Genomic DNA, 21,512 nt, shown 5'->3' with positions numbered 1-21,512 from the left:
GCTAAATAATACCCAAATAAAAAAGCAGCTGTAAGTACAGCTGCTTTTTTTATTACATTATCAATAGCTAGTATTTAAGCTAATTCAGCTTCTGCTTTTTTAGTAAATTTAGAATGTACTAACTTATAAAGCGCGGGCAAAATTAACAGTGTTAGTAATGTTGATGAAATAATCCCGCCAACCACTACTGTCGCGAGAGGTTTTTGCATTTCAGAACCCGTTCCCGAATTAAGCGCCATAGGTATAAAGCCTAAACTTGCCACCAGCGCCGTCATCAGTACTGGGCGCAGGCGCTGTAGTGCACCGCTGTGAATTGCTTCAAACAAACTTAAACCATCGCTTCGTAACTGCTTAATAAACGACAGCATAACTACGCCGTTTAATACCGCTACACCGCTTAGGGCAATAAAGCCGACACCTGCTGATATTGAAAGCGGCATATCGCGCAGCAATAACGCAAGCACACCACCCGTTAATGCCAGTGGCACACCACTAAATATAATCAATGAATCACGAAGCGATCCAAAGGCGCTATACAGTAAGCCAAATATAAGCAGTAAAGTGACCGGCACAACCAACGACAATCGCTTACTTGCCGATTGTAGCTGCTCAAACGTGCCGCCGTATTCAAGCCAATAGCCACTTGGTAAGTTAAGTGATTCATTCATGCTCGCTTGCGCATCACTTACAAAGCTTGCTAAATCGCGCCCCTCTACATTGGCAGTTACCACGACGTTGCGCTTACCACTTTCGCGGTTTATTTGATTAGGCCCTTTATCAATACTAATATTTGCTACTTCGCCAAGCGGTACAAATGCAAGGTCGGGGTTAGCACTTTTAGGCACGGCCACTGGCAAACGCGCAAGCTGTGATACATCGCTTGACCAACGTTCATCTAAACGCACTAATAACGAAAAACGTTTATCGCCCTCGTAAATTAGTCCGGTTTGCACACCACCAACAGCGGCGGCAAGTGTTTGTTGAATATCGTTTACGCTTAAACCCAATAACGCCATGTGGTCGCGCATTGGTGTTACCGAAAGTGTTGGCAATCCTTCCATTTGCTCCAAACGTACATCGGTAGCGCCTGCAATATTACGCATTAAGCCTGTGGCTTTTTCGCCAAACTCTTTAAGTACGCTTAAGTCGTCACCGTAAATACGCAGTGCTACATCGGCGCGCACGCCAGCAATTAACTCGTTAAAGCGCATTTCTATTGGTTGTGTAAATTCGTAATTATTACCAGGTACATCGTTAACACGGGTACGAATTTGCTGAACCAATTCTGCTTTAGTGAGTGCTGGATTAGGCCACTCTTCTTGCGGTTTAAGTATTAAAAAAGTATCGGCAACATTGGGCGGCATAGGATCGCTTGCTACATCGGCAGTACCAATTTTTGAAAATACGTTAGCAACCTCAGGCTGATCTAATATGGCTTGCTCAAGCTCTTTTTGCATTTGCACAGATTGCTCAATACCGGTGCCAGTAATGCGCAGCGCATGCATAGCAATATCACCCTCATCAAGTTTCGGTAAAAATTCTGCGCCCATGTTTTTAACTTTAAAACCAAGCACTAATACTAATGCCGTGGCAATACCCACCATCAGCCAAGGTAATTTAAGCGATATACCAAGTAATGGCTTATACACTTTTTTAACGCCGCGCATGACTGCGTTTTCGGTTTCATCAACCTTACCGCGAACAAACACTGCAATAGCAGCCGGTACAAATGTAACGCCAAATATAAGCGCGCCAATTAACGCCGCAACTACAGTAAATGCCATTGGCTGAAACATTTTGCCTTCAACGCCGCTTAGTGCAAATAAAGGTAAGTAAACCAGCATAATAATAACAATGCCAAATACAGCCGGTGTAAATACTTCTTTGGTGGCTGCGGTCACTACATTTAAACGCTCGTTTAAGGTAAGTAGCCTGCCATGTTTATGCTGAGCCATACCTAATTGGCGCAGGCAGTTTTCAACTACAATTACAGCGCCATCAACAATTAAACCAAAGTCGATTGCACCTAGGCTCATTAGGTTACCCGATACGCGATTACCCACCATACCTGTAACGGCAAACAACATACTAAACGGAATAACCATTGCCGTAATAAGCGCGCCCGTTACATTACCCAGCAGTAATAGCAAAATTACTATCACTAAAATGGCACCTTCAAATAAGTTGGTTTGCACGGTTGCTATGGTTTTATCAACAAGGGTTGTGCGGTCATAAACTGCTTCTACCACAACACCTTCAGGCAAGCTTAGCTGTACGTCTTTGAGTTTATCAGCCATGGCTTTTGCCACTACGCGACTGTTTTCACCAATTAGCATCATGGCGGTGCCGAGCACGGTTTCTTTACCGTTATAAGTGGCCGCGCCGGTTCTAAGCTCTTTGCCTAAAAGCACGTTAGCCACATCTTTAATGCGTACAGGTGCATCGTCGCGCTTAGCTATAACGGTATTGGCTATGTCATCAATGGTTTTTAACTGCCCTGGTGAGCGTACTAAATATTGCCCGTCAAAGCGCTCTATATAGCCTGCGCCTCGGTTACTGTTATTAACCTCAAGTGCACTAATTACATCGCTAATAGTAAGCTTATAGGCAATGAGTTTTTCGGGCACTGGCGCTACTTGGTATTGACGCTCAAAACCACCTTGGCTGTTTATTTCGGTTACGCCTTTTACTTTTAAAAGCTGCGGGCGAATAACCCAATCTTGTAAAGTACGTAAGTCTTCGGCGTTGTAGGCAGTGCCATCTTCTTTTAACGCATTAGGCGCGGCGTGCACACTATAAGTAAATATTTCGCCTAAACCACTGGCAATAGGACCCAAGTTTGGCTCTACGTTATTAGGTAAGTCGGAGCGAATACTTTGAATACGCTCACCAATTTGCTGACGCGCCCAATAAATATCGGTGCCTTCATCAAAAATAACCGTTACTTGCGAAAGCCCATAACGCGAAAGCGAGCGGGTGTAATCAAGCTTAGGTATGCCCGCCATAGCGGTTTCTACCAAATAAGTAATGCGTTGCTCTACCTCTAATGGCGTAAACCCCTGCGCTTTGGTATTAATTTGCACTTGTACGTTAGTTATATCGGGTACTGCGTCTACTGCTAAATTTTGAATGTTGTATACACCAAATCCAGCAAATAAAAATGTAAGCGCAAGCACCAGCATGCGGCGTTTAACCGCAAAAGAAACTATCCAATTAATCATGGTGCCTCCTAGTGAGCGTGGCTTGCGCCGCTTTTTAAAATATCAGCTTTAATGACATAACTATTGTCTGTTACGTATTCGCTACCCGCGTTTAAACCTGCAAGTACTTCTACCCACTCGCTATTTTTTGCGCCTAAGGTAACGGGGCGCACTTCAAATACATTATTTTTACGAACAAACACACTGGGTTGACCGTTAAACTCTTGAATGGCTTGTGGCTTTACACGCACGCTGGCATTTATTTTAGCCACACTTACATCGCTATTTATATGCATGCCTGGGCGCCAATGCCCGTCTGGGTTATTAAGCTCTATACGGGCACGCGCTATGTGCCCGCCTGTCATCATTGGGGCTATAAAAAACACTTTGCCTTGCGTATTTAAATGGTGATGCAAGTCGTACACTTTAGCGCTTTGACCAATGGCTAGTTTTTCAATGTTTTCAGGAAAAGCCGATAACTCAACCCATACTTTATCAAGGTTAACTACCTGCATCAGTGCGCTGGTGCTTGCAAGCTCGCCACGCTTTAAGTATTGCTCGGTTACAACGCCGCTAATTGGGCTTTTAATAGCGTAATTTTGCAGTGTTTCGCGGTTGGTTACATTGGCAAGTACTTCGCCTTTTTTAACATTTTGACCAATGCTTACAAAAATATCGCTGATCAATCCTGTATACGGCGCCATTACTTCTACCGTGCCGTGCTGCGTTGGCGCAATAACGCCAAAAAGCGTATTGGTAATATCCACTTCACCACTTTGCGCTATCTCAGTTTTAATACCTGCGCGCTCAATAGCTCGCTCTGTTAGCGTGGTACGGCCTTCGTGTTGGTCGTATTCATAGCTAATGCTCTCGCCTTTATAATTAGCAGTAACGGTAAGTGCAAACGAATGTGGTTCGTTAATTGATTGTGTGCTAACAAGGTAGTCGCCCTCAGCTGCAAACTGTATATTTTGCGACCCTTCAACTAAGCGCTTTAAACTCATTGTTATGTTTAAGTCGTTTATATTAATTGGCTTATTTTGTTTATAGCCGTATACGCGCAGCTCAACATTACCTGCAAATTCTTGCAATTTAAGCTCAAGGGTTAATTTAGAGTCAGTTAATAAAAAGCCGCCGTGTGGACCTTGTTTTTTCTCGTGTTGCTCTGTTTCTTTATGACCTGACTCGCCATGTTCAGCAGAGGCAAATACATCAGTGCTTACAAAGCTGCAGGCAAACGAAAGTGATACTAGTAATGCGATTATATTTTTATTCATGATTGATGAGTCTCAATTAAAGATTGGCCTGTTAAACGCTCAAGAGTAAGTAGCACTTGGTACAGCTCTGCGTGAGTTGTAATTAGTGTGCGTTTAGAATCAAAAAGTGCTTGTTGAGCATCAAGTAATTGCAACACCGAAATTTGTCCGCGTTGATAACTTTTTAAGCTTTGCTCAATCAATGTTTGTGCCTGAGGAATAATTTGATCAGATAATAGCTTTGCCTGATTAGCTCGACCTTGATAATAAGCGTACAAAGTACGTACTTGCTGGCGTAACTGGATGCGCAATTGCCCTTGCTGCTCATTTAAAAGCATGAGCTGACTATTTGCAGCTGCAATATTTCCGCTATTTGAATTACTTAATTGCAGTGGCATAGAAAACGAAAACACTAATGAGCTGGAGTCGCTTTGTTGGTTATAGCGCACGCCTCCCCCTATATTAATATCGGTTTGTCCGTTTGCTTTTTGCAGTGTTAAGTTAGCTGTTTGCTGTAAATATTGCTGCTGTAATAATGCAAATTCAGGGGCTTGGTTAACCGCATCTAAAAGTGCTTGCGCTGATTTAAGCGCAGTAATTGCATTAATATTGCCAGCAAAAGTGTTGTAGGGTTGCTCCTCACTCCACAGCTCGTTAAGCGATAAACTTGCTCGCTCAAATTCACTATTAAGCATGGCTTTATCAAGCTCTACTTGGCTAAGTGCATAACGCATGCGCGTTACATCAGCTTGCGACGCAGCACCCGCATTGGCTCTTTGTTCAATCGCTTTAAGCGCCTGGGTAACTACCTGTTTACGTTCACTATTTAAACTTAATAATGTTTGAGATTTAAGCCCTTGATAGTATCGCTCAGCAGTGGTTGCCAATAACGCTAAACGGGTATTTTCATACTGTATTGCTTGGGCTTTAATATTGGCGGTTGCGTAATTAATACGGCTTTGGCGCTTATCGCCCAGCTCTATTAGCTGGCTAAGCCCGAGTGTTATTTCAGCGCCTTGAATGCCACGCGCCTTGTTAGTGCCCAGTAAGTTTTCAGCTTCAACATTCAATACAGGGTTAGGCGAAAGTGCAGCTTGAGATTTAAGCGCACTCAATATTTTTTGATGATACGGGTAGCGTTTTAATACCAGATTTTGTTGTTCGGTATTACTCAGCGCTTGTTTAAGGGTTAATGTTTTAACATTCGCCAAAGTACTATAAGCAGGTAACGCGCACATTAGCGCCACCAGCATAATTGGTTTTTTATTCATATAGCGTGTCCGTTTTTTAACAAACAGAGTTAACTTGAGCACGGTATTGGCATTAAAAAATCAAACCGAACGTGCATCAAGTAACCTAAATATGCATATAACAGAGCCGAAACAGCGCATAAGCGCATAAGCGCAGGCTGTTATATACAAAGTATTTAAAATTAAAAACTAACTAAGTGAATTGGGTGGCGGTACATCTGGCGGGTAATTTAACCCGTTATAGCACGCAGGCGAAGTTGCTTTACTTTGCTCTGGGCTTATTGAATGGCTAGAGGTGCTGTTGTAGCCACAATGGCAATGTTGGTGGGCATGAATCTCGGTAGTTGATGTTTTATCGCTTTGGTTATCATCGGCTATAGAGTCGCCTTGCGATAACGAACTGGTTACGTGATCAACGTCTTCTTGTAAATGATACGCAGCACCATCACAGCTAATAAAGCTGTGTACAAGCACTAATAATATCACTATTAAAAAACGGTTTGAGCGCATTACCTACCTAAAACTCTAAAATGCAATTTAAGAAATCGCACAATACCTTAAATTTATTCAAATGTAGAGAGCCGCTAACGTTATTTTCTAAATTCGCTTGGCGACACACCTACCGACTTCTTAAAACGTTTGGAAAAATTAAAAATATTAGAATACCCCACATAACTTGCCACATGCGAAATTGGCCAAGCCGTGTTTAACAATAAGTTTTTAGCCCGTTCAATGCGTAAATAAATAAGTTGTTGTATTGGGCTTTTACCAAATTGCGCTTGGCATAAACGATGCAAATGCGGCGATGAGTAATGCACATATTCGCACATTGCCTCTATTGTCCAATCAAACTGCAAGCGCTTGTCTACCTCTTCAAACAAACTAATTAAACGGTTATGCGCCGCACCCTGAGAGTTATTTTGCAGCGTAGCATTTAAGTAATGACTTAAAATAGGCGTTACGCTTTCGCGTAAATTAGCATTGGGCTCGCTGTATAAAAGCTCCATAGCAAGGTGTTACGGTTCAAGTTTTTGCTCGGTTAATACCAATGCTTGCGCTAAGTTTAAATGCTGCCAACGTTTAGTATTTGCAAGGTTTAACCAAATAACATCCCAATGTTCAGCATCAATTTTCACTTCAAAGCTTTGCTTTGCTGGTAGCACAATAAGTGTATTGGCATTAAGTGTGTACTGCTCATTGTGTGTTGTTAATTTACCCTGCCCTGCAAGCGTATAAAAAAGTGTATGTTCTAGCGGTGATGAGCGTGCTACGCAATAACGACCCGATAGGTTTGAGCAACCCGCAAGTGCTATTTCAAGGTTTGGCATTTGCGCGAGCGTTTGTGAATCAATAAAGCGTTCTATACAGCGCGGACCAATATCGAGTATGTCTTTAATGTTATAGCGCATAATTACAATGATAGTTTTGGATAAATAAAGGAGAGCTTTAAGCATAACCCCTGCGATTATTTTTAGCTATATTTAGCGCATTATAATTGCCCGCTTATGCAATAGGATAAACATGACCTCTTTACAGCACATAATTAATCGCCGAGATTGGGAAAACCCAATTTCAGTACAAGTTAATCAAGTAAAAGCGCACAGCCCACTCAATGGATTTAAAAGCGTTGACCATGCCCGTACTAACACGCAATCGCAAAAACAAAGTTTAAACGGTCAGTGGGACTTTAAATTATTTGATAAACCCGAAGCAGTTGATGAATCGTTGCTAAGTGAAACACTAAATAGCAACTGGCAAAGTATTACAGTGCCTTCTAACTGGCAATTACACGGCTTTGATAAACCTATTTACTGTAATGTTAAGTACCCATTTGCAGTTAACCCGCCTTTTGTACCAAGCGACAACCCTACAGGCTGTTACCGCACTGAATTTAATATAAGCGAAAGTAAGCTAACTCAGCGTAATCATATTATTTTTTAAGGCGTTAACTCGGCGTTTCACCTGTGGTGTAACGGACAATGGGTGGGTTATTCACAAGATAGCCGTTTACCAAGCGAGTTTGATTTAAGCGAACTATTAGTTGCAGGCACTAACCGTATTGCCGTTATGGTTATTCGTTGGAGCGATGGCAGTTATTTAGAAGATCAGGACATGTGGTGGCTAAGCGGTATATTCCGCGATGTTAACTTACTTACCAAACCGCAAAGCCAAATTCGCGATGTATTTATTACTCCCGATTTAGACGCCTGCTACCGCGATGCAACGCTACATATAAAAACGGCGATTAATGCGCCAAATAACTATCAAATAGCAGTACAAGTTTTTGATGGTGAGCAAGCACTGTGTGAGCCGCAAATACAAAGCACTAATAATAAACGTGTTGACGAAAAAGGCGGCTGGAGCGATGTTGTATTTCAAACAATTGATATACAAAACCCTAAAAAATGGACCGCCGAGACCCCTTATTTATACCGCTGTGTTGTAAGCCTGTTAGATGAACAAGGCAATATTATAGACGCAGAAGCCTACAACATTGGCTTTAGAAAAGTAGAAATGCTGAACGGCCAGCTTTGCTTAAACGGCAAGCCGCTACTTATACGCGGTGTTAATCGCCACGAGCACCATCCTGAAAACGGCCACACAGTAAGCACCGCCGATATAATTGAAGATATTAAGCTGATGAAGCAAAATAACTTTAATGCCGTGCGTACTGCTCATTACCCTAACCACCCTCGTTTTTACGAACTATGTGACGAGCTAGGTTTATACGTAGTTGATGAAGCAAATATAGAAACCCATGGCATGTTTCCTATGGGGCGTTTAGCTAGCGATCCGCAGTGGGCTGGTGCATTTATGTCGCGTTATACACAAATGGTTGAGCGCGATAAAAACCACACCTCAATTATTATTTGGTCACTAGGAAACGAATGCGGACACGGCGCAAATCATGATGCTATGTACGGCTGGTCAAAAAGCTTTGACCCCTCTCGCCCAGTGCAATACGAAGGCGGCGGCGCAAATACAACGGCTACCGACATTATTTGCCCTATGTATGCTCGTGTAGATACCGATATTAAAGATGATGCGGTACCTAAATACTCTATTAAAAAGTGGCTAAGCCTACCGGGTGAAACGCGACCACTTATTTTATGCGAGTACGCCCATGCAATGGGTAACAGCCTAGGTAGCTTTGACGATTACTGGCAAGCATTTAGAGAATATCCGCGCCTACAAGGTGGCTTTATTTGGGATTGGGTAGACCAAGGTTTATCTAAAACTGACGAAAACGGTGAGCATTATTGGGCTTACGGTGGCGATTTTGGTGATGAACTAAACGACCCCAATTTTGTATTAACGGCTTATTATTCCCTGACCGCACCCCGCACCCTAGCCTATTTGAAGCAAAATACAGCCAACAGCATTTACAATTTACGCTGCGCGAGCAAACTAAAAATCAATACACCATTGATATATTTAGCGATTACGTATTTAGACACACAGATAACGAAAAGCTCGTTTGGCAGTTAATGCAAAATGGCATCTGTGTTGAACAAGGCGAGCATGTACTTAATATTGCTCCGCAAAGTACACACACGTTAACAATTAAAACAGCGTTTGAGCAAGGTGCGCAATATCACCTTAATTTAGATGTAGCACTAATTAACAACTGCAGCTTTGCAAGTGCCGAGCATGTATTAAACACCGAGCAGTTTAAGCTTATAAATAGTAATAATTTAAACAGTGAATCATTTACATCAACTACAGAACAAAGCGCTATAAGTGTTAGTGAAACCGACTCTCAACTAAGTATTGAAAACGATAAGTTTAAACTTGTTTTTAGCAAGCAATCAGGGCTTATAGAGCAGTGGTTACAAAACGATACTCAGGTTATTAGTAGCCCACTGGTTGATAACTTTTATCGGGCCCCGCTTGATAACGACATAGGCGTAAGCGAAGTAGATAAAGACCCTAATGCATGGGAGGCTCGTTGGTTACGTGCAGGTATAGGGCAATGGCAGCGCACATGCAGCTCAATTCACGCAGTGCAATCAAGTGTTGATGTACGTATTACTTGTGTATTTAATTACGAGTTTAATGGCGTGCTACAGGCTCAAACACAGTGGCTATATACACTAAATGATACCGGCAATATTAGCTTAAATATTGACGTGCAACTAAACGATACTCTGCCGCCAATGCCGCGTATAGGGCTAAGTACAACACTTAACAAGCAAAGCGATACAAAAGTAAACTGGCGTGGTTTAGGGCCTTTTGAAAACTACCCAGATCGCAAAGCCGCAGCACGTTTAGGTTATTACAGCTTGAGCTTAAATGAGCTACATACCCCGTATATATTCCCAACCGATAACGGCCTGCGTAGCGATTGCCAATTACTGCGTATTAATAATTTAACCGTAACCGGTGCGTTTTTATTTGCAGCCAGTGAGTATTCGCAAAGTATGTTAACGCAAGCTAAGCACACTAACGAACTCATTGCTGATGATTGCGTACATGTACACATTGATCATCAACATATGGGGGTTGGTGGCGATGATTCATGGAGCCCAAGTACCCATAAAGAATATTTACTTGAGCAAAAGCAGTACAGTTATTCTTTAACATTATCTGCTGAATAATTTAAACAAAAATAGCGGCCAAATTGGCCGCTATTTTTTTAATTAACACACTCTATTTATTAGCGAGCTTTTTAGCTAATACGTTATCAAGAGAAAAGCTTCCCGCTCCTTGAATTGCTAAAACTACAGTTACTACTAGTAAAGTTAATGCGTATTCATAGCCATTGTTTGCCATAAATAAGCCATTACTAATATGTACGCTAAAAATAGCAATCAGCATAGTAAAGCCGGCAACTACAGCAGCTGGGCGAGTTAACAAACCAATTGCTAATGCAATGCCACCAAAAAACTCAGCGCTACCTGCCATCATTGCTAACCAATAGCCAGGCTCTAAACCAATACTCGCCATCCATTGGCCTGTACCTTCAAGCCCGTAACCGCCAAACCAAGCAAATAGCTTTTGTGCACCATGCGCCGCTAAAATAAGGCCAACTGGTACTCGTAAAATTAATGCTGCTACGCCTGCTTTTGAGCTAAGTAATGTGTTTAGTAATTTCATGAGTTTTAGTCCTGTTTAAATTTATTTAATCGTTAGGTTTTTCCTAACCGTTGAGCACAGTTTACTATCATCATTAAAAACATTAATACGAAATTTATTGGTTAATTAGCAACGCAGTATTTATAATAATCCATAAAAAAACCGCCAACCCAAAGGTTGACGGTTTTTTATTAACGTATTACTTAGTATATTTAAGCAACCGCTTGCTCTAAAATTTCGCGGCTTTCTTTTAGCGTAATAGCTTGGTTTTCGCCAAGAGCAACCATGCCGTGAGTTTCAAGTTTACCAATAATATTGTCAATAGCAGCGGCTTTGTCATCGCCATGTTCAGTAAGCTGGGTCGCTACGTCAAGGCTGTGGTAAAACGCTTCAATTGCTGCAATTGTTTGCTCTGCTAAATCATCCGATTGCGCAAGACCAAATACGTTTTTACCCATTTGCTCTAGTTTCGCTTTTTTAACTGCAAATTGGTTACGTAATAAAGAAGGCTGAACAATAGCAAGTGAACGTGCATGATCAACACCGTAAGCGGCTGTAAGCTCGTGACCAATCATATGTGTAGCCCAATCTTGCGATACGCCAGAACCAATTAAACCATTAAGTGCTTGGTTTGCTGCCCACATAAGATTTGCACGCCATGCATCGTCTTGGTTTTCAAAGTTATCGCCTAATGATTTAAGTGCTTTTAATAGCGCTTCAGCGTAACCATCTTGTACAAGTGCGCCTGCAGGGAATGTTAGGTATTGCTCACAGGTGTGTACCCAAGCGTCTACTAAGCCATTTACAAGTTGGCGCTGTGGTAATGTTTTCATTACATCAGGGTCCATAATTGCAAACTTAGGTTGTACCGCAGGAGACATAAACGGAAGTTTTTGTTTAGTCGCAGCTTTGCTCACAACAGAACCTTGGTTAGACTCAGAACCTGTAGCTGGAAGCGTAAGTACTGCCCCAATAGGTAATGCACTTGTTACTTTATGCTTACCAGTAGGGATATCCCAACCTTCGCCGTCATATACTGCCGACGCTGCAATGTATTTAACGCCGTCAATTACAGAGCCACCGCCTACACCTAATACGAAGTCGATATCTTGTTCTTTACAAATTTTTACTGCTTGATCTAGTACTTCAATTGTTGGGTTAGCGCCAACGCCCGAAAACTCAACCCAATCAAAGCCTTCAAGTGCTGCTGCAACTTGGTCGTACACGCCGTTCTTTTTAATTGAACCGCCGCCGTACACTACTAATACTTTTTGATCTTTTGCGATCAAATCAGTTAGTGAGGCAATTTGTTCTTGGCCGAACTGGATAAGCGTTGGATTTACGTAGCTAAATTTCATTATTTTGCTCCTAGGTGACGGTTAAATACTAAATATAATGCTTAGTTACTCACTAAGCTAAATTTCAATGAATGCATATTAGTGGCAAAACAAACATAAAAAAAGCCCAATAACTCGCAAAAGCTTGCCTAAAACTGTCAATATTGATATTTTACGCAAAATTCGTACGATAGTAGAAGTTTTAATGTCCTCAATAGCCAACATGATGCAAAAATTTGCAGAGCACAATAATTTACTTAACTTTGAAGGCAACATGGAAACCATTATTCCAGGTGTGTATTTTCATCGTGCAAGTAAAAGCTCGCCGCGCCAGCCACTTATATATAACTCAGGTATTATTATTGTTGGGCAAGGACATAAGATAATTCATTTTCCTGATCATCAAATAAAATATGGTGAAGGCGACTACCTTGTTTTAGGTGTACCAGTGCCACTTGAATGCGAAGCTTTTACCGATAACAACCAGCCTGTTATGGGTATTGTTATAGATATAAACCCAGTAATGTTACACAAGCTAGTAAACCAAATTGGTACACATAAGCCATTCACCACTGGGCAAATGAGTGGCGTTCAATCGGCTAAAATAGATGGCGCAATGGAGCAAGTAACTCACCGTTTACTTAGCGTGCTTAATAACCCCATTGAGGCTGACGTTTTTGGCGAAGATATAGTAAAAGAATTGGTATATCGTGTACTTTGTGGCCCACAAGGACATACTTTAATAGGGCTTGCTATGCATGATGGGCATTATGCGCGTATCGCCCGTACGCTCTCAACTATGCACAGTAGTTATGCCAATCAAATTACAGTTGAGGGGTTGGCTGAAGATGTAAACATGAGCGTATCGTCGTTCCATCGTGCTTTTAGGCAAGTAACGTTTGAGTCACCTTTGCAGTATTTAAAAAAAGTACGCTTAGCTAAGGCTAAAGAGCTTATAACCAGTAGTGGAAGCAAAGCCAACGAAGCTGCATTAAAGGTTGGCTATACCAGCCCATCGCAATTTAGCCGCGAATTTAAACGCCACTTTAATAAAACCCCCAGTGAAATGTTAATTCAACTACATAACTAGGTAATGGCTTTAGATATGTAAGTTAACCGAGCGAGTCAATTTTAAGCACTGCTTTTTTGGTGTTTAGCATAGCTTGCTTGGTAAATTGGCGATTAATAAATTGGCTAAAAATAATAGTAAATAACGTTGAGAAAATGGCAGCTGTTGCGTACACCTGCCAAATCATAAAGTTATGTTTTAACATAAACGCAATCACCGCAAAAAATACACATCCACCTAATGAACCAATAATACCGCCATTAAGAATTTTAAACGTTGAGGCTTGTTTGTCACTAAAATGGGCAACACTGCCCATTACCGCCAAAATAACCGGAAAGGTAGATATTAACCCGCTCCACGCAGACCCTATATGCTGCGATATAAACGTAACAAGCACGATAAAGCTCGTCACTAATATCATTTTTACCGGAAGCTCCCAGCGAGCATTTAATGGTTTTGCATCAACTGATATATTTAGCTTTGTAGAGATAATAGTTAAACCGAGTAAAATACAAAGCGAAACCACACTCGCCACAATAATATTCACTGGTAAAAATAAAGTAATAACGCTAAATACGCACCAAATACTCAACGCTGTAAAAAGCGATTTAAGCATTCCAAACCTTCGTGATACAACCAAGTAACTAAAACAAAATAAGCCTATACCGCTCATACCATAAAGAGAGGCCACCGCTGAGTTAGCTGCAAATAATTTACCTTGCTCTAATGCTATAAAATAAGAAATAGGCCCAGAGGTAATAGGCAAGCCAGGAATTATACCGCTAACAAAACTACCAAAGCGTTTTTGGGCGAATGTTATTAGTAAAATAAGTAAAGGTGCAATTATGAGTTTAAGCAGCATAAATAACAATAAAGTATGAGAGTTGAAATTAAGTCTACGTGTCTATACCTACATTGTAGAGTGAATAAAAATCATGTATGTAGCGTAATTTTTTTTACCTGTAAATATTAACTAATTTATCAAAACACTGATTAATAGTTATAAAAAACCACTTATTAAAGTGGTTTTTTAGCTTAACTTAAACAACAGCATTTATACTTTTTTAAATAAAACCTCTGGATTTACCATGGTTTTCATTTCAAGCACATTGCCATTTGGATCTTCAATAAAAAACGTTTCTTGCTCAAACTCATCACCAATAAAACGGCGATATGGTTTATCTAGGTATTCAATTCCCGCATCTTCAATACGTGTTTTTAACCCGTTAAATTCATCTTCAGATAAGTGAATCCCAAAGTGAGGTACTGCCACAGCTCCCATGTCTACATCATGGCGAACTGTTGGTAGGCGCTCAACACTTTGGTGCAAGGTAAGTTCATTACCCCAAAAATCTATATCTACCCAGCGACCTTCTTCACTGTTACCCGTTTTACAGCCTAGTACGTCACAATAAAACGCTTTAGCCACTTTTAAATCGCCAGCCGGAATAGCCAGATGCAAACAGTTAGACATAAATAACCCTTGGTTAACACTTTAATACATTAAATTATCGCCATTATACATAACTTGTGATTTATAGAACATTAACAGCGGCACTATTAAGCATATTTAATACCTAAAAGCCGTTTAAAAAACACGCTTTTAACGTTTGTAATTACTTATAACATTTATTTGTTAGAGAGTATTAGAAAGCGCAAAAGGATTAGTTTAAACTGCGCCGCTATGATTAAATTCTTATTTTTAAAATTCATCACTTTCTTTTTAGGCTTTGTAGCTTGCTTTGCTATGCACACTACTTTTGCATTACCTTTAGTGATTTCTGCTGCGCTAACGGGACTTATTGGCTCGTTTATTCCTTTTCCTGCACATTATAAAAACCATCCGTATGCTGCAATTTATGCTGGTAGCTTTGCAGGTATGTGTTCAACTCATTTAATTACCAGTTACTGGGAAATTGCTATTATTTCGCTTATTGGCTCAAGTTTGTATGTGCTTACTATGAATATGTTTACAGGTTTTGGTGGCAAGCTTGGTAGTGTTGCCTTTGCAAGTGTGGCACTTTTTGTATTAGCCAGAGGAATAGTATTATGAGTATTGAATATCCATTACTTGTACTGCTTGGGGCTTTTTTAACATTTTATTTAGCTAAGCATAGTCGCTTTGACGGGGTTAGAGCGTCGTCTTCACTTTCTATTATTGCTTATTTAATTTTTAGCGCTTTAAATTTGAACCCCGATTTATACGCGATTGTATTTTTTGGCGGTACATTTATAGGTATGAGCGCCCCACATCGATTTGGTATTTATACTGTAGCAAGCTCATCTATTTTGTTTTCAATCTTATTTGAGCATCTTGTACCAAAACTTGACGGCTACGGCGGTGCATTGGGTATTAGTGCATTTTTATCTGTATGTATTTGCCATACCTGTATTTTGTTAGGTGCCCCAAGAAGTAAAAAGCCGCCACCAGTTCAATAAAAAATTATTGAACTGGTCTAGTTTCTCCCAGCATTCGCTTTAAAATAGTAGAAAAATTAGAGTGTAAAATATTCATGTTTTAAGCTGTTCTTTTTCTTTGCAAGTCTGTTAGAATCTTTCGCGAACTTTATTTACCCTAAATAAAGACAATCATATATGGATTTATGAAAATGAAAAAACTAATCGCAGTAGCAGCTCTATCTTTACTTCCTTTCTCAAACGCAATGGCTGACCAAGATATTGGTTGTGGTCTTGGTTCTATGTTATTTGCAGGTCAGCAAGGTAAAGGCGTTAAAATTTTAGGCGCTACAACAAACGGTACTTCTGGTAACCAAACTTTTGGTATCACTTTTGGTACTTTAGGTTGTGATGGTACTGGTACAGTAACTTCTTCAGAAAAAATTGCTTTATTCATTGACGGTAACATGGAGCAACTTGCTCGTGATATGTCAAAAGGTGAAGGCGAAACTTTAGCTACTCTAGCTGAAGCTTGGGGTGTTGCAGATCAAGATAAAGCAGCATTCAACGCGCTTGCTCAAGCACAGTTTTCTTCAGTATTTACTTCTGAAAACGTAACTTCGCAAACAGTTTTAGAAAACCTAAACACTGTTCTTGCAAGTAACGCACAACTTGCTTCTTATACTCTTTCTTAATCAGCTAAATTAGCCGGTTTTATACGTATAAATAAAGCCGCTGGAGTATTTCTCTAGCGGCTTTTATTGTTTAGTGATTATGAAAAAAATATTCTTTGTTTTATCAATTGCGCTGTTTAGTACTTACGTAAACGCTCAAAGTTTTAAAAATGACACCTTAGCAACCGACCCTTACTGGCTCAAATTAGGTCATTACCGTGGGGCCACATTAGGTGGTTGGAAAAGTGAAGTAGATAGGGCTGAGTTTTTTTTATCTCCTATAGGTAAAACAAGTCCACTGGACGAACTTGAAGCCACTATAGCCGCATTTAGTGGTAAAAATACTGACCCAAAAACAACACAATCTCGCTGTCGGTTTCCAGCACGCTATAAATGGCTAAAAACAAAAATTAAAAATAACTGGCCCGCGCTTAATTGCCCAGAGCTTCAAACGTGGCAAAAAATAATAAACCCAAAAGGGGTTACGTTAGTTTTTCCTACTGCATTTATGAATAGCCCATCATCAATGTTTGGTCACACCTTACTTCGTATTGATGCAAAAGATCAGACTCGCCATAAAGAGTTGCTCGCATTTGCGGTTAATTTTGCAGCAGAACCAGACGGCTCAGACAATGCAGCTATGTACGCACTAAAAGGCCTGATTGGCAGCTATCCTGGTAAATTTTCGCTTATGCCGTACTATAAAAAAGTACGCGAATATAATGATTTAGAATCTCGTGATATTTGGGAATACAAACTTAATTTATCTGAGCCACAAGTAGAGCTTATTTTATTGCACTTATGGGAGCTACAATCAGCTACATTTGATTACTTTTTTATTGATGAAAACTGCTCTTATCAATTACTTGCATTATTACAACTCGCACAAGAGGACCTTGATTTAACATCGTCATTTAATATGCAAGCTATTCCATCAGATACCGTTGCAGTACTAAGAAATAACAACTTACTACAATCACCTAATTACCGCCCTGCTTTTGGCACTAAGCTTTACCATTACTCTACTCAAATGACTAACGAACAACTTGATGATGCAAGAGAGTTAATACAAGGTGGCTCCCTCAATACTCGTAATTACTCACAGTCGCAATTAGTCGCAATATTAGAAATGGCGTATGAATGGTTAAATTTTGAATTTTACGATAAAGCATTAAAGCGTGAAGAAATTGCCCCGCGACTAACTAAGCTACTACTAATGCGCAGCAAATATAAAGTAGCTTCGCCATTTACTAAGCCAAGTCGTCCTATTGCTTCTCCAGAGCAAGGTCATGGCTCTTCTAAAGTAACGCTAGGTAGGGTACAAAATAATAACCAAGCAAACCTTACAAATTTTGGTTATAGGCTTGCGTATCATGACTTACTAGATAGGCCTGAAGGTTTTATAGCGGGTGCACAAATTAGTTTTTTTGATTTGGAAGCCGCTATTACTGACGAAGGAAATGCAGATATTGAACATTTTTACTTATTAGATGCTATGTCGCTTGCACCCGATAACCGCGTATTTGATAGCTGGTCGTGGAACTTTAAAATGGGCTTTGACCGACAACCAAGTGACAATAAACGTTTAGGCCGCTTTTTTACAAAAGGAGGTTATGGTAAATCTTATGGCGATCCTAATAATCTACACGGCTATATTCTTGGTCAATTTGAGCTAAATACAGGCGATATAACCGACCGACTTAGTACTGGAATAGGCAGCGAAGCCGGTGTAATTTGGCAAATAAACAATAACCATAAACTCGCTTTAACTGGCAATATATTATGGCTAACTGATAACGCAGCAAGTAAGCACAGCGAAATAGCTATAACATGGAATTACGCTGTTTCTCGCAATGTATCGCTGCGCAGCAAAGTACAGCATGCTCAATGGCATAGCCATAATTCATCAATGAGTTTAGCTATGCAGTTTTACTTTTAACTTTTTCAATATTATTTATATTTAATGCTACTTGTAGGGTAGCCAAATAGCACTCTACATTTAGCTTTTATTCCCGATGCCTTATAAACACTTTTCAATAAGTGCTCCCACTGATGAAACGTAATAACGACTGGGTTATTGCTATTAAGCTGCCCTATAATGCCGTATTTACAAGGCTTTGATTTATCTTCTTCTACAAAGGTGCCAAATAACTTATCCCAAATAATAAGTACACCTGCAAAGTTTTTATCAAGGTAGCCTGTATTTATTGCGTGATGAACTCGGTGATGCGAAGGCGTATTAAATACTTTTTCAAGCCAGCCTAACTTACCCACTATTTGAGTATGTACAAAAAATTGATACGCCAAATTTAATGCAACCACGCTAAATACTGTTAGCGGTTCAAATCCGATTAAAATCATAGGTAGCCAAAACACCCACATACCGGCTACGGGGTACATTAAGCTTTGCCTAAATGCGGTGGTGAAATTCATTTTAGTTGAGCTGTGGTGCACCACATGTGCAGCCCACAACCAATGAATATGATGCGATGCTTTATGAAACCAATAATACAAAAAATCTTGCAGTAAAAATGCAAATGCAATACTTAATACACTCACTTCAATATCAAACAATCTATAGTCATACAACCAATTAAATAAAGGCATTAACAGCAGTAACGCAATAGCATCTGCGCCTTGGTGTAATAGCGCTAACACTGTATTTGCTAGGCTATCTTTTATGTCGTAATAGCGCTTAAACTTAATAAACTCACAGCAAACAAATATCAAAAATAACGGGCTAAGAGCGAGCAAAATAATTTCTGAGTTCATACTTTACCCGCCAAAAAATAATTATTTAAATTGTTTAACGCTTGGGTTATATCTTTTGTAATAACATATTTAAGTAATGCATTTGGCATCCACCATGGAGCTGAGCAGCTTATGCAATAGTTAAGTTCGGTAACTAAAGTATTGATGTCTTTATTTGCAGTGAGGTATATATCGCCTCGATGATTAGCTACTGGTTTATCGCCTACTATTTGGTAACTGATCTGATTTTGATCGGCACTGATTATTTGCTCTGAAAACGTTATTTTACCTATTTTCACTTGCCTAACAGATCCTTTTCCGCCTTCTATTTGCCCTTCGTCTTGTGCTTGTAGCAGCGTAAATTTGGCATTAAAAAATCGATGCAACTGTTGATGATCCAATAGTGTGCTTATTATTTGCTTTGGCTGTGCATTAAGCGTTTGTTTAATTGTTATAAGTATCATTTTTACAGCAAGAGGTTATTAGGCATTCAACTAGCATATAAAAATTTAACGTGGCAAACTTGCTAATACACGACTATTTTTTAGCTTTAGATGACAAATGCACACATTAGCTGATCATTACTTTTCAAGTATTCTTGATTACTTACAAGCGCAAGGCATTAATACTAAAACGGCTTTGCACGCTATTAGCTTTGACGAATTTAGTAATCAGCATACCCATCAATTAGCGCCGCGTATTAGTTTAAATAGTTACAATGCTTTATTAGTTTATGGCAAAAAAACACTTAACGACCCTCTTTTTGGTTTTACCCTAGGTCAACAAATTCGCACTGCTGACTACGGCGTTTTAGGTTACTTAATTGAATCAAGCGATAACTTAAGCAGTGCCATTAAAGCATTGTTAAGCTACGACAGCTTGGTGGCTGATATTGGTAAGGCCAAGTTTGAACTAAATATTGATACAGCAATTATTCGTTGGATTGCTCATCAAAGTTGTAATGAGCATGTTGTTTTACGAAACATGACCGCGTGGGTAAGTGTAATTCGCCAGTTAATAAACTTAACGCTTTCGCCAAGTAGTATTAGTTTCACTTATAATTGGTTGCCATTGCAAAGACGCGCCCTTGAATCATGGTTTAAATGCCCTGTAAAAAGCAGTGCTGAATATAATCAAATTAGCTTTCCGAGCCATTATTTAACGCTGCCCTTTAAAACCGATAACGCCATTATTAATTCTACTTTTAAGCAATTGTCAGAGCAGCAACTCTCTAACTTTAAAAGCCAGCAGCGTATTGACGATAAAGTTAATCAGTTACTTACAGCTAAAACCACCTTGCAAAACTGCAACCTAATAGGCATAGCTGATGCGCTCAATTTAACACCTCGAACGCTACAACGACGCTTAAAACAACAAAACTTAACCTTTGCTCAGTTACTTGAAAAAGAACGTAAAAAACGTGCAGATGCATTAATAGCCAGCATGCCACTTGCTGATTTATCTAATATTTTAGGATTTAAAGATCAAAGCTCTTTTAATCGCGCATTTTTACGCTGGCATAAGTGCTCGCCATTAAAATTTACAAAAAGCGCTAAATCAAAGTAAGGTGCTAATGCTGTTTATTTACATTAAATAAACATAAAATGTATACCTTTTAAGCTGCACTCTTTACACTAGTGATAATATTATTTAAAAAGATTTGTTTATGTTAGTGCGTGTTGTATTTAGTGCCTGTGTATTTATGTTTTATAGCGCCATATGTAACGCAGACCCCGTCACATTTATAGCTGAAGACCTTCCTCCTTATCACTTTAAAAATCAGCAAGGTGAAGTAAGCGGCGCTTTAGTCGACATTGCCAAAGCAGTTGTGAAGCAAACAAACTTAACCGCTAATTTTGAAATAATGCCTATGGCCCGCGTTTTTAAGGAGCATAAAACAAATACCAACGCCATAATGTTGTCTTTGTTAAAAACCCCAGAGCGGATTAATAAATATACGTGGTTAGGGGAAGTGTATTTTGCAGATGCTTATTTAATTAGCTTAAAAAGCCATATAGATGAAGTTGTTCACTTAAATTTTGCTAAAGAGTATAAAGTAGCAACCATTCGTGGCTACCTGAGCGAAGCCTACTTAAAGCAAAAAGGCTTTACCGAAAATAACAACTTAATACTGGTCAGTTACTATAATCAACTTTGGCAAATGCTTTATAAAAACCGAATCGACTTTGTAGTAACTAATACACTTACACTTAATAACGAGCTAAAAAGCCTAGGACTCGATCCTAGCCTAATAACAAAACGAATTCATTTAAGCGATCTTCCCTCCTCACTTAATTTTGCAGCAAGTAATCAACTTAATCCTAAAACAGCTAAAGCACTCTCTGACGCATTAAGTAGTATTAAAGAAAATGGTGAATACCATGCCATTTTAAACAAGTGGCAACTTTTATTACCAAACACGACTAACTTGCAGCACTAACCATAGTTAAAGCCCGACATTAGTTATTGGCAGTGGTTATTTAGTTATTTGCTAAACGCGGC

General features: G+C 39.7%; 17 protein-coding genes and 2 pseudogenes. 8 read left to right on the top strand and 11 right to left on the bottom strand.

Annotation, left to right across the window (positions count from 1 at the left end; translation table 11 throughout):
* Positions 1 to 74 precede the first annotated feature (74 nt).
* From I6F10_RS06730 to I6F10_RS06710, 5 genes and pseudogenes are all read right to left on the bottom strand, one after another.
* The gene (locus I6F10_RS06730; protein ID WP_197098661.1) at positions 75 to 3,221 is read right to left on the bottom strand and encodes an efflux RND transporter permease subunit; all 3,147 of its coding nucleotides are present in this window, start codon (positions 3,219 to 3,221) and stop codon (positions 75 to 77) included.
* An 8-nt stretch (positions 3,222 to 3,229) separates the two neighbouring features.
* The gene (locus I6F10_RS06725; protein ID WP_197098660.1) at positions 3,230 to 4,477 is read right to left on the bottom strand and encodes an efflux RND transporter periplasmic adaptor subunit; all 1,248 of its coding nucleotides are present in this window, start codon (positions 4,475 to 4,477) and stop codon (positions 3,230 to 3,232) included.
* The gene (locus tag I6F10_RS06720) at positions 4,474 to 5,727 is read right to left on the bottom strand and encodes a TolC family protein (protein ID WP_197098659.1); all 1,254 of its coding nucleotides are present in this window, start codon (positions 5,725 to 5,727) and stop codon (positions 4,474 to 4,476) included. The genes I6F10_RS06725 and I6F10_RS06720 overlap by 4 nt, the downstream gene beginning before the upstream one ends.
* Before the next feature lie 168 nt (positions 5,728 to 5,895).
* Entirely contained in the window at positions 5,896 to 6,216 is a 321-nt protein-coding gene (locus I6F10_RS06715; RefSeq protein WP_007587197.1) for a hypothetical protein, read from the bottom strand.
* 80 nt (positions 6,217 to 6,296) lie between these two features.
* Positions 6,297 to 7,115: pseudogene (locus I6F10_RS06710) on the bottom strand (AraC family transcriptional regulator).
* Positions 7,116 to 7,227: 112 nt separating this feature from the next.
* On the opposite strand from I6F10_RS06710, the pseudogene I6F10_RS06705 reads away from it, so the two are divergent.
* Positions 7,228 to 10,304: pseudogene (locus I6F10_RS06705) on the top strand (beta-galactosidase).
* A gap of 52 nt (positions 10,305 to 10,356) precedes the next feature.
* Here I6F10_RS06705 and I6F10_RS06700 read toward each other — a convergent pair.
* Both I6F10_RS06700 and I6F10_RS06695 read right to left on the bottom strand, forming a co-directional pair.
* Positions 10,357 to 10,803, bottom strand: coding sequence for a DoxX family protein (locus I6F10_RS06700; RefSeq protein ID WP_039490309.1), 447 nt, complete (start codon positions 10,801 to 10,803; stop codon positions 10,357 to 10,359).
* Between the two features lie 191 nt (positions 10,804 to 10,994).
* On the bottom strand, positions 10,995 to 12,140 hold the full coding sequence (locus tag I6F10_RS06695) for an iron-containing alcohol dehydrogenase (protein ID WP_197098658.1): 1,146 nt from the start codon (positions 12,138 to 12,140) through the stop codon (positions 10,995 to 10,997).
* Between the two features lie 184 nt (positions 12,141 to 12,324).
* On the opposite strand from I6F10_RS06695, the gene I6F10_RS06690 reads away from it, so the two are divergent.
* Entirely contained in the window at positions 12,325 to 13,209 is an 885-nt protein-coding gene (locus tag I6F10_RS06690; RefSeq protein ID WP_024594102.1) for an AraC family transcriptional regulator, read from the top strand.
* Between the two features lie 22 nt (positions 13,210 to 13,231).
* Here the strand turns inward: I6F10_RS06690 and I6F10_RS06685 are convergent, their stop codons facing one another.
* Together I6F10_RS06685 and I6F10_RS06680 are read right to left on the bottom strand one after the other, a co-directional pair.
* Positions 13,232 to 14,050: a hypothetical protein gene (locus tag I6F10_RS06685; protein ID WP_010554616.1), complete on the bottom strand. Its 819-nt coding sequence runs from the start codon at positions 14,048 to 14,050 to the stop codon at positions 13,232 to 13,234.
* 192 nt (positions 14,051 to 14,242) lie between these two features.
* Complete coding sequence (locus I6F10_RS06680) at positions 14,243 to 14,662, bottom strand: VOC family protein (protein WP_010554617.1); 420 nt, start codon at positions 14,660 to 14,662, stop codon at positions 14,243 to 14,245.
* Positions 14,663 to 14,935: 273 nt separating this feature from the next.
* Here I6F10_RS06680 and I6F10_RS06675 point away from each other — a divergent pair, with 273 nt between their 5' ends.
* From I6F10_RS06675 to I6F10_RS06660, 4 genes are all read left to right on the top strand, one after another.
* On the top strand, positions 14,936 to 15,241 hold the full coding sequence (locus tag I6F10_RS06675; protein ID WP_024605802.1) for a hypothetical protein: 306 nt from the start codon (positions 14,936 to 14,938) through the stop codon (positions 15,239 to 15,241).
* Positions 15,238 to 15,627, top strand: coding sequence for a hypothetical protein (locus I6F10_RS06670; RefSeq protein ID WP_024605803.1), 390 nt, complete (start codon positions 15,238 to 15,240; stop codon positions 15,625 to 15,627). Before I6F10_RS06675 ends, I6F10_RS06670 begins: the two co-directional genes overlap by 4 nt.
* 170 nt (positions 15,628 to 15,797) lie before the next feature.
* The gene (locus I6F10_RS06665; protein ID WP_002962856.1) at positions 15,798 to 16,280 is read left to right on the top strand and encodes a DUF3015 domain-containing protein; all 483 of its coding nucleotides are present in this window, start codon (positions 15,798 to 15,800) and stop codon (positions 16,278 to 16,280) included.
* A gap of 79 nt (positions 16,281 to 16,359) precedes the next feature.
* On the top strand, positions 16,360 to 18,198 hold the full coding sequence (locus tag I6F10_RS06660; protein WP_165743286.1) for an Lnb N-terminal periplasmic domain-containing protein: 1,839 nt from the start codon (positions 16,360 to 16,362) through the stop codon (positions 18,196 to 18,198).
* An 11-nt stretch (positions 18,199 to 18,209) separates the two neighbouring features.
* On the opposite strand, the gene I6F10_RS06655 is transcribed toward I6F10_RS06660, so the two are convergent.
* The gene (locus I6F10_RS06655; protein ID WP_165743287.1) at positions 18,210 to 19,031 is read right to left on the bottom strand and encodes a sterol desaturase family protein; all 822 of its coding nucleotides are present in this window, start codon (positions 19,029 to 19,031) and stop codon (positions 18,210 to 18,212) included.
* The gene (locus I6F10_RS06650; RefSeq protein ID WP_101216759.1) at positions 19,028 to 19,474 is read right to left on the bottom strand and encodes an SRPBCC family protein; all 447 of its coding nucleotides are present in this window, start codon (positions 19,472 to 19,474) and stop codon (positions 19,028 to 19,030) included. The genes I6F10_RS06655 and I6F10_RS06650 overlap by 4 nt, the downstream gene beginning before the upstream one ends.
* Positions 19,475 to 19,571: 97 nt before the next feature.
* On the opposite strand from I6F10_RS06650, the gene I6F10_RS06645 reads away from it, so the two are divergent.
* Both I6F10_RS06645 and I6F10_RS06640 read left to right on the top strand, forming a co-directional pair.
* Positions 19,572 to 20,576 carry an AraC family transcriptional regulator gene (locus I6F10_RS06645; protein ID WP_165743288.1) on the top strand — a complete coding sequence of 335 codons (1,005 nt, stop codon included), beginning with the start codon at positions 19,572 to 19,574 and terminating at the stop codon, positions 20,574 to 20,576.
* Between the two features lie 100 nt (positions 20,577 to 20,676).
* Positions 20,677 to 21,450: a substrate-binding periplasmic protein gene (locus I6F10_RS06640; protein WP_197098657.1), complete on the top strand. Its 774-nt coding sequence runs from the start codon at positions 20,677 to 20,679 to the stop codon at positions 21,448 to 21,450.
* The last annotated feature ends 62 nt before the right edge of the window (positions 21,451 to 21,512 follow it).

Origin of the sequence: Pseudoalteromonas sp. SWYJZ98, assembly GCF_015864495.1 — a bacterium.
GTDB lineage: Bacteria > Pseudomonadota > Gammaproteobacteria > Enterobacterales > Alteromonadaceae > Pseudoalteromonas > Pseudoalteromonas distincta.
The sequence above is the reverse complement of the archived record's forward strand: the minus strand, read 5'-3'. Positions and strand labels throughout refer to the sequence as shown.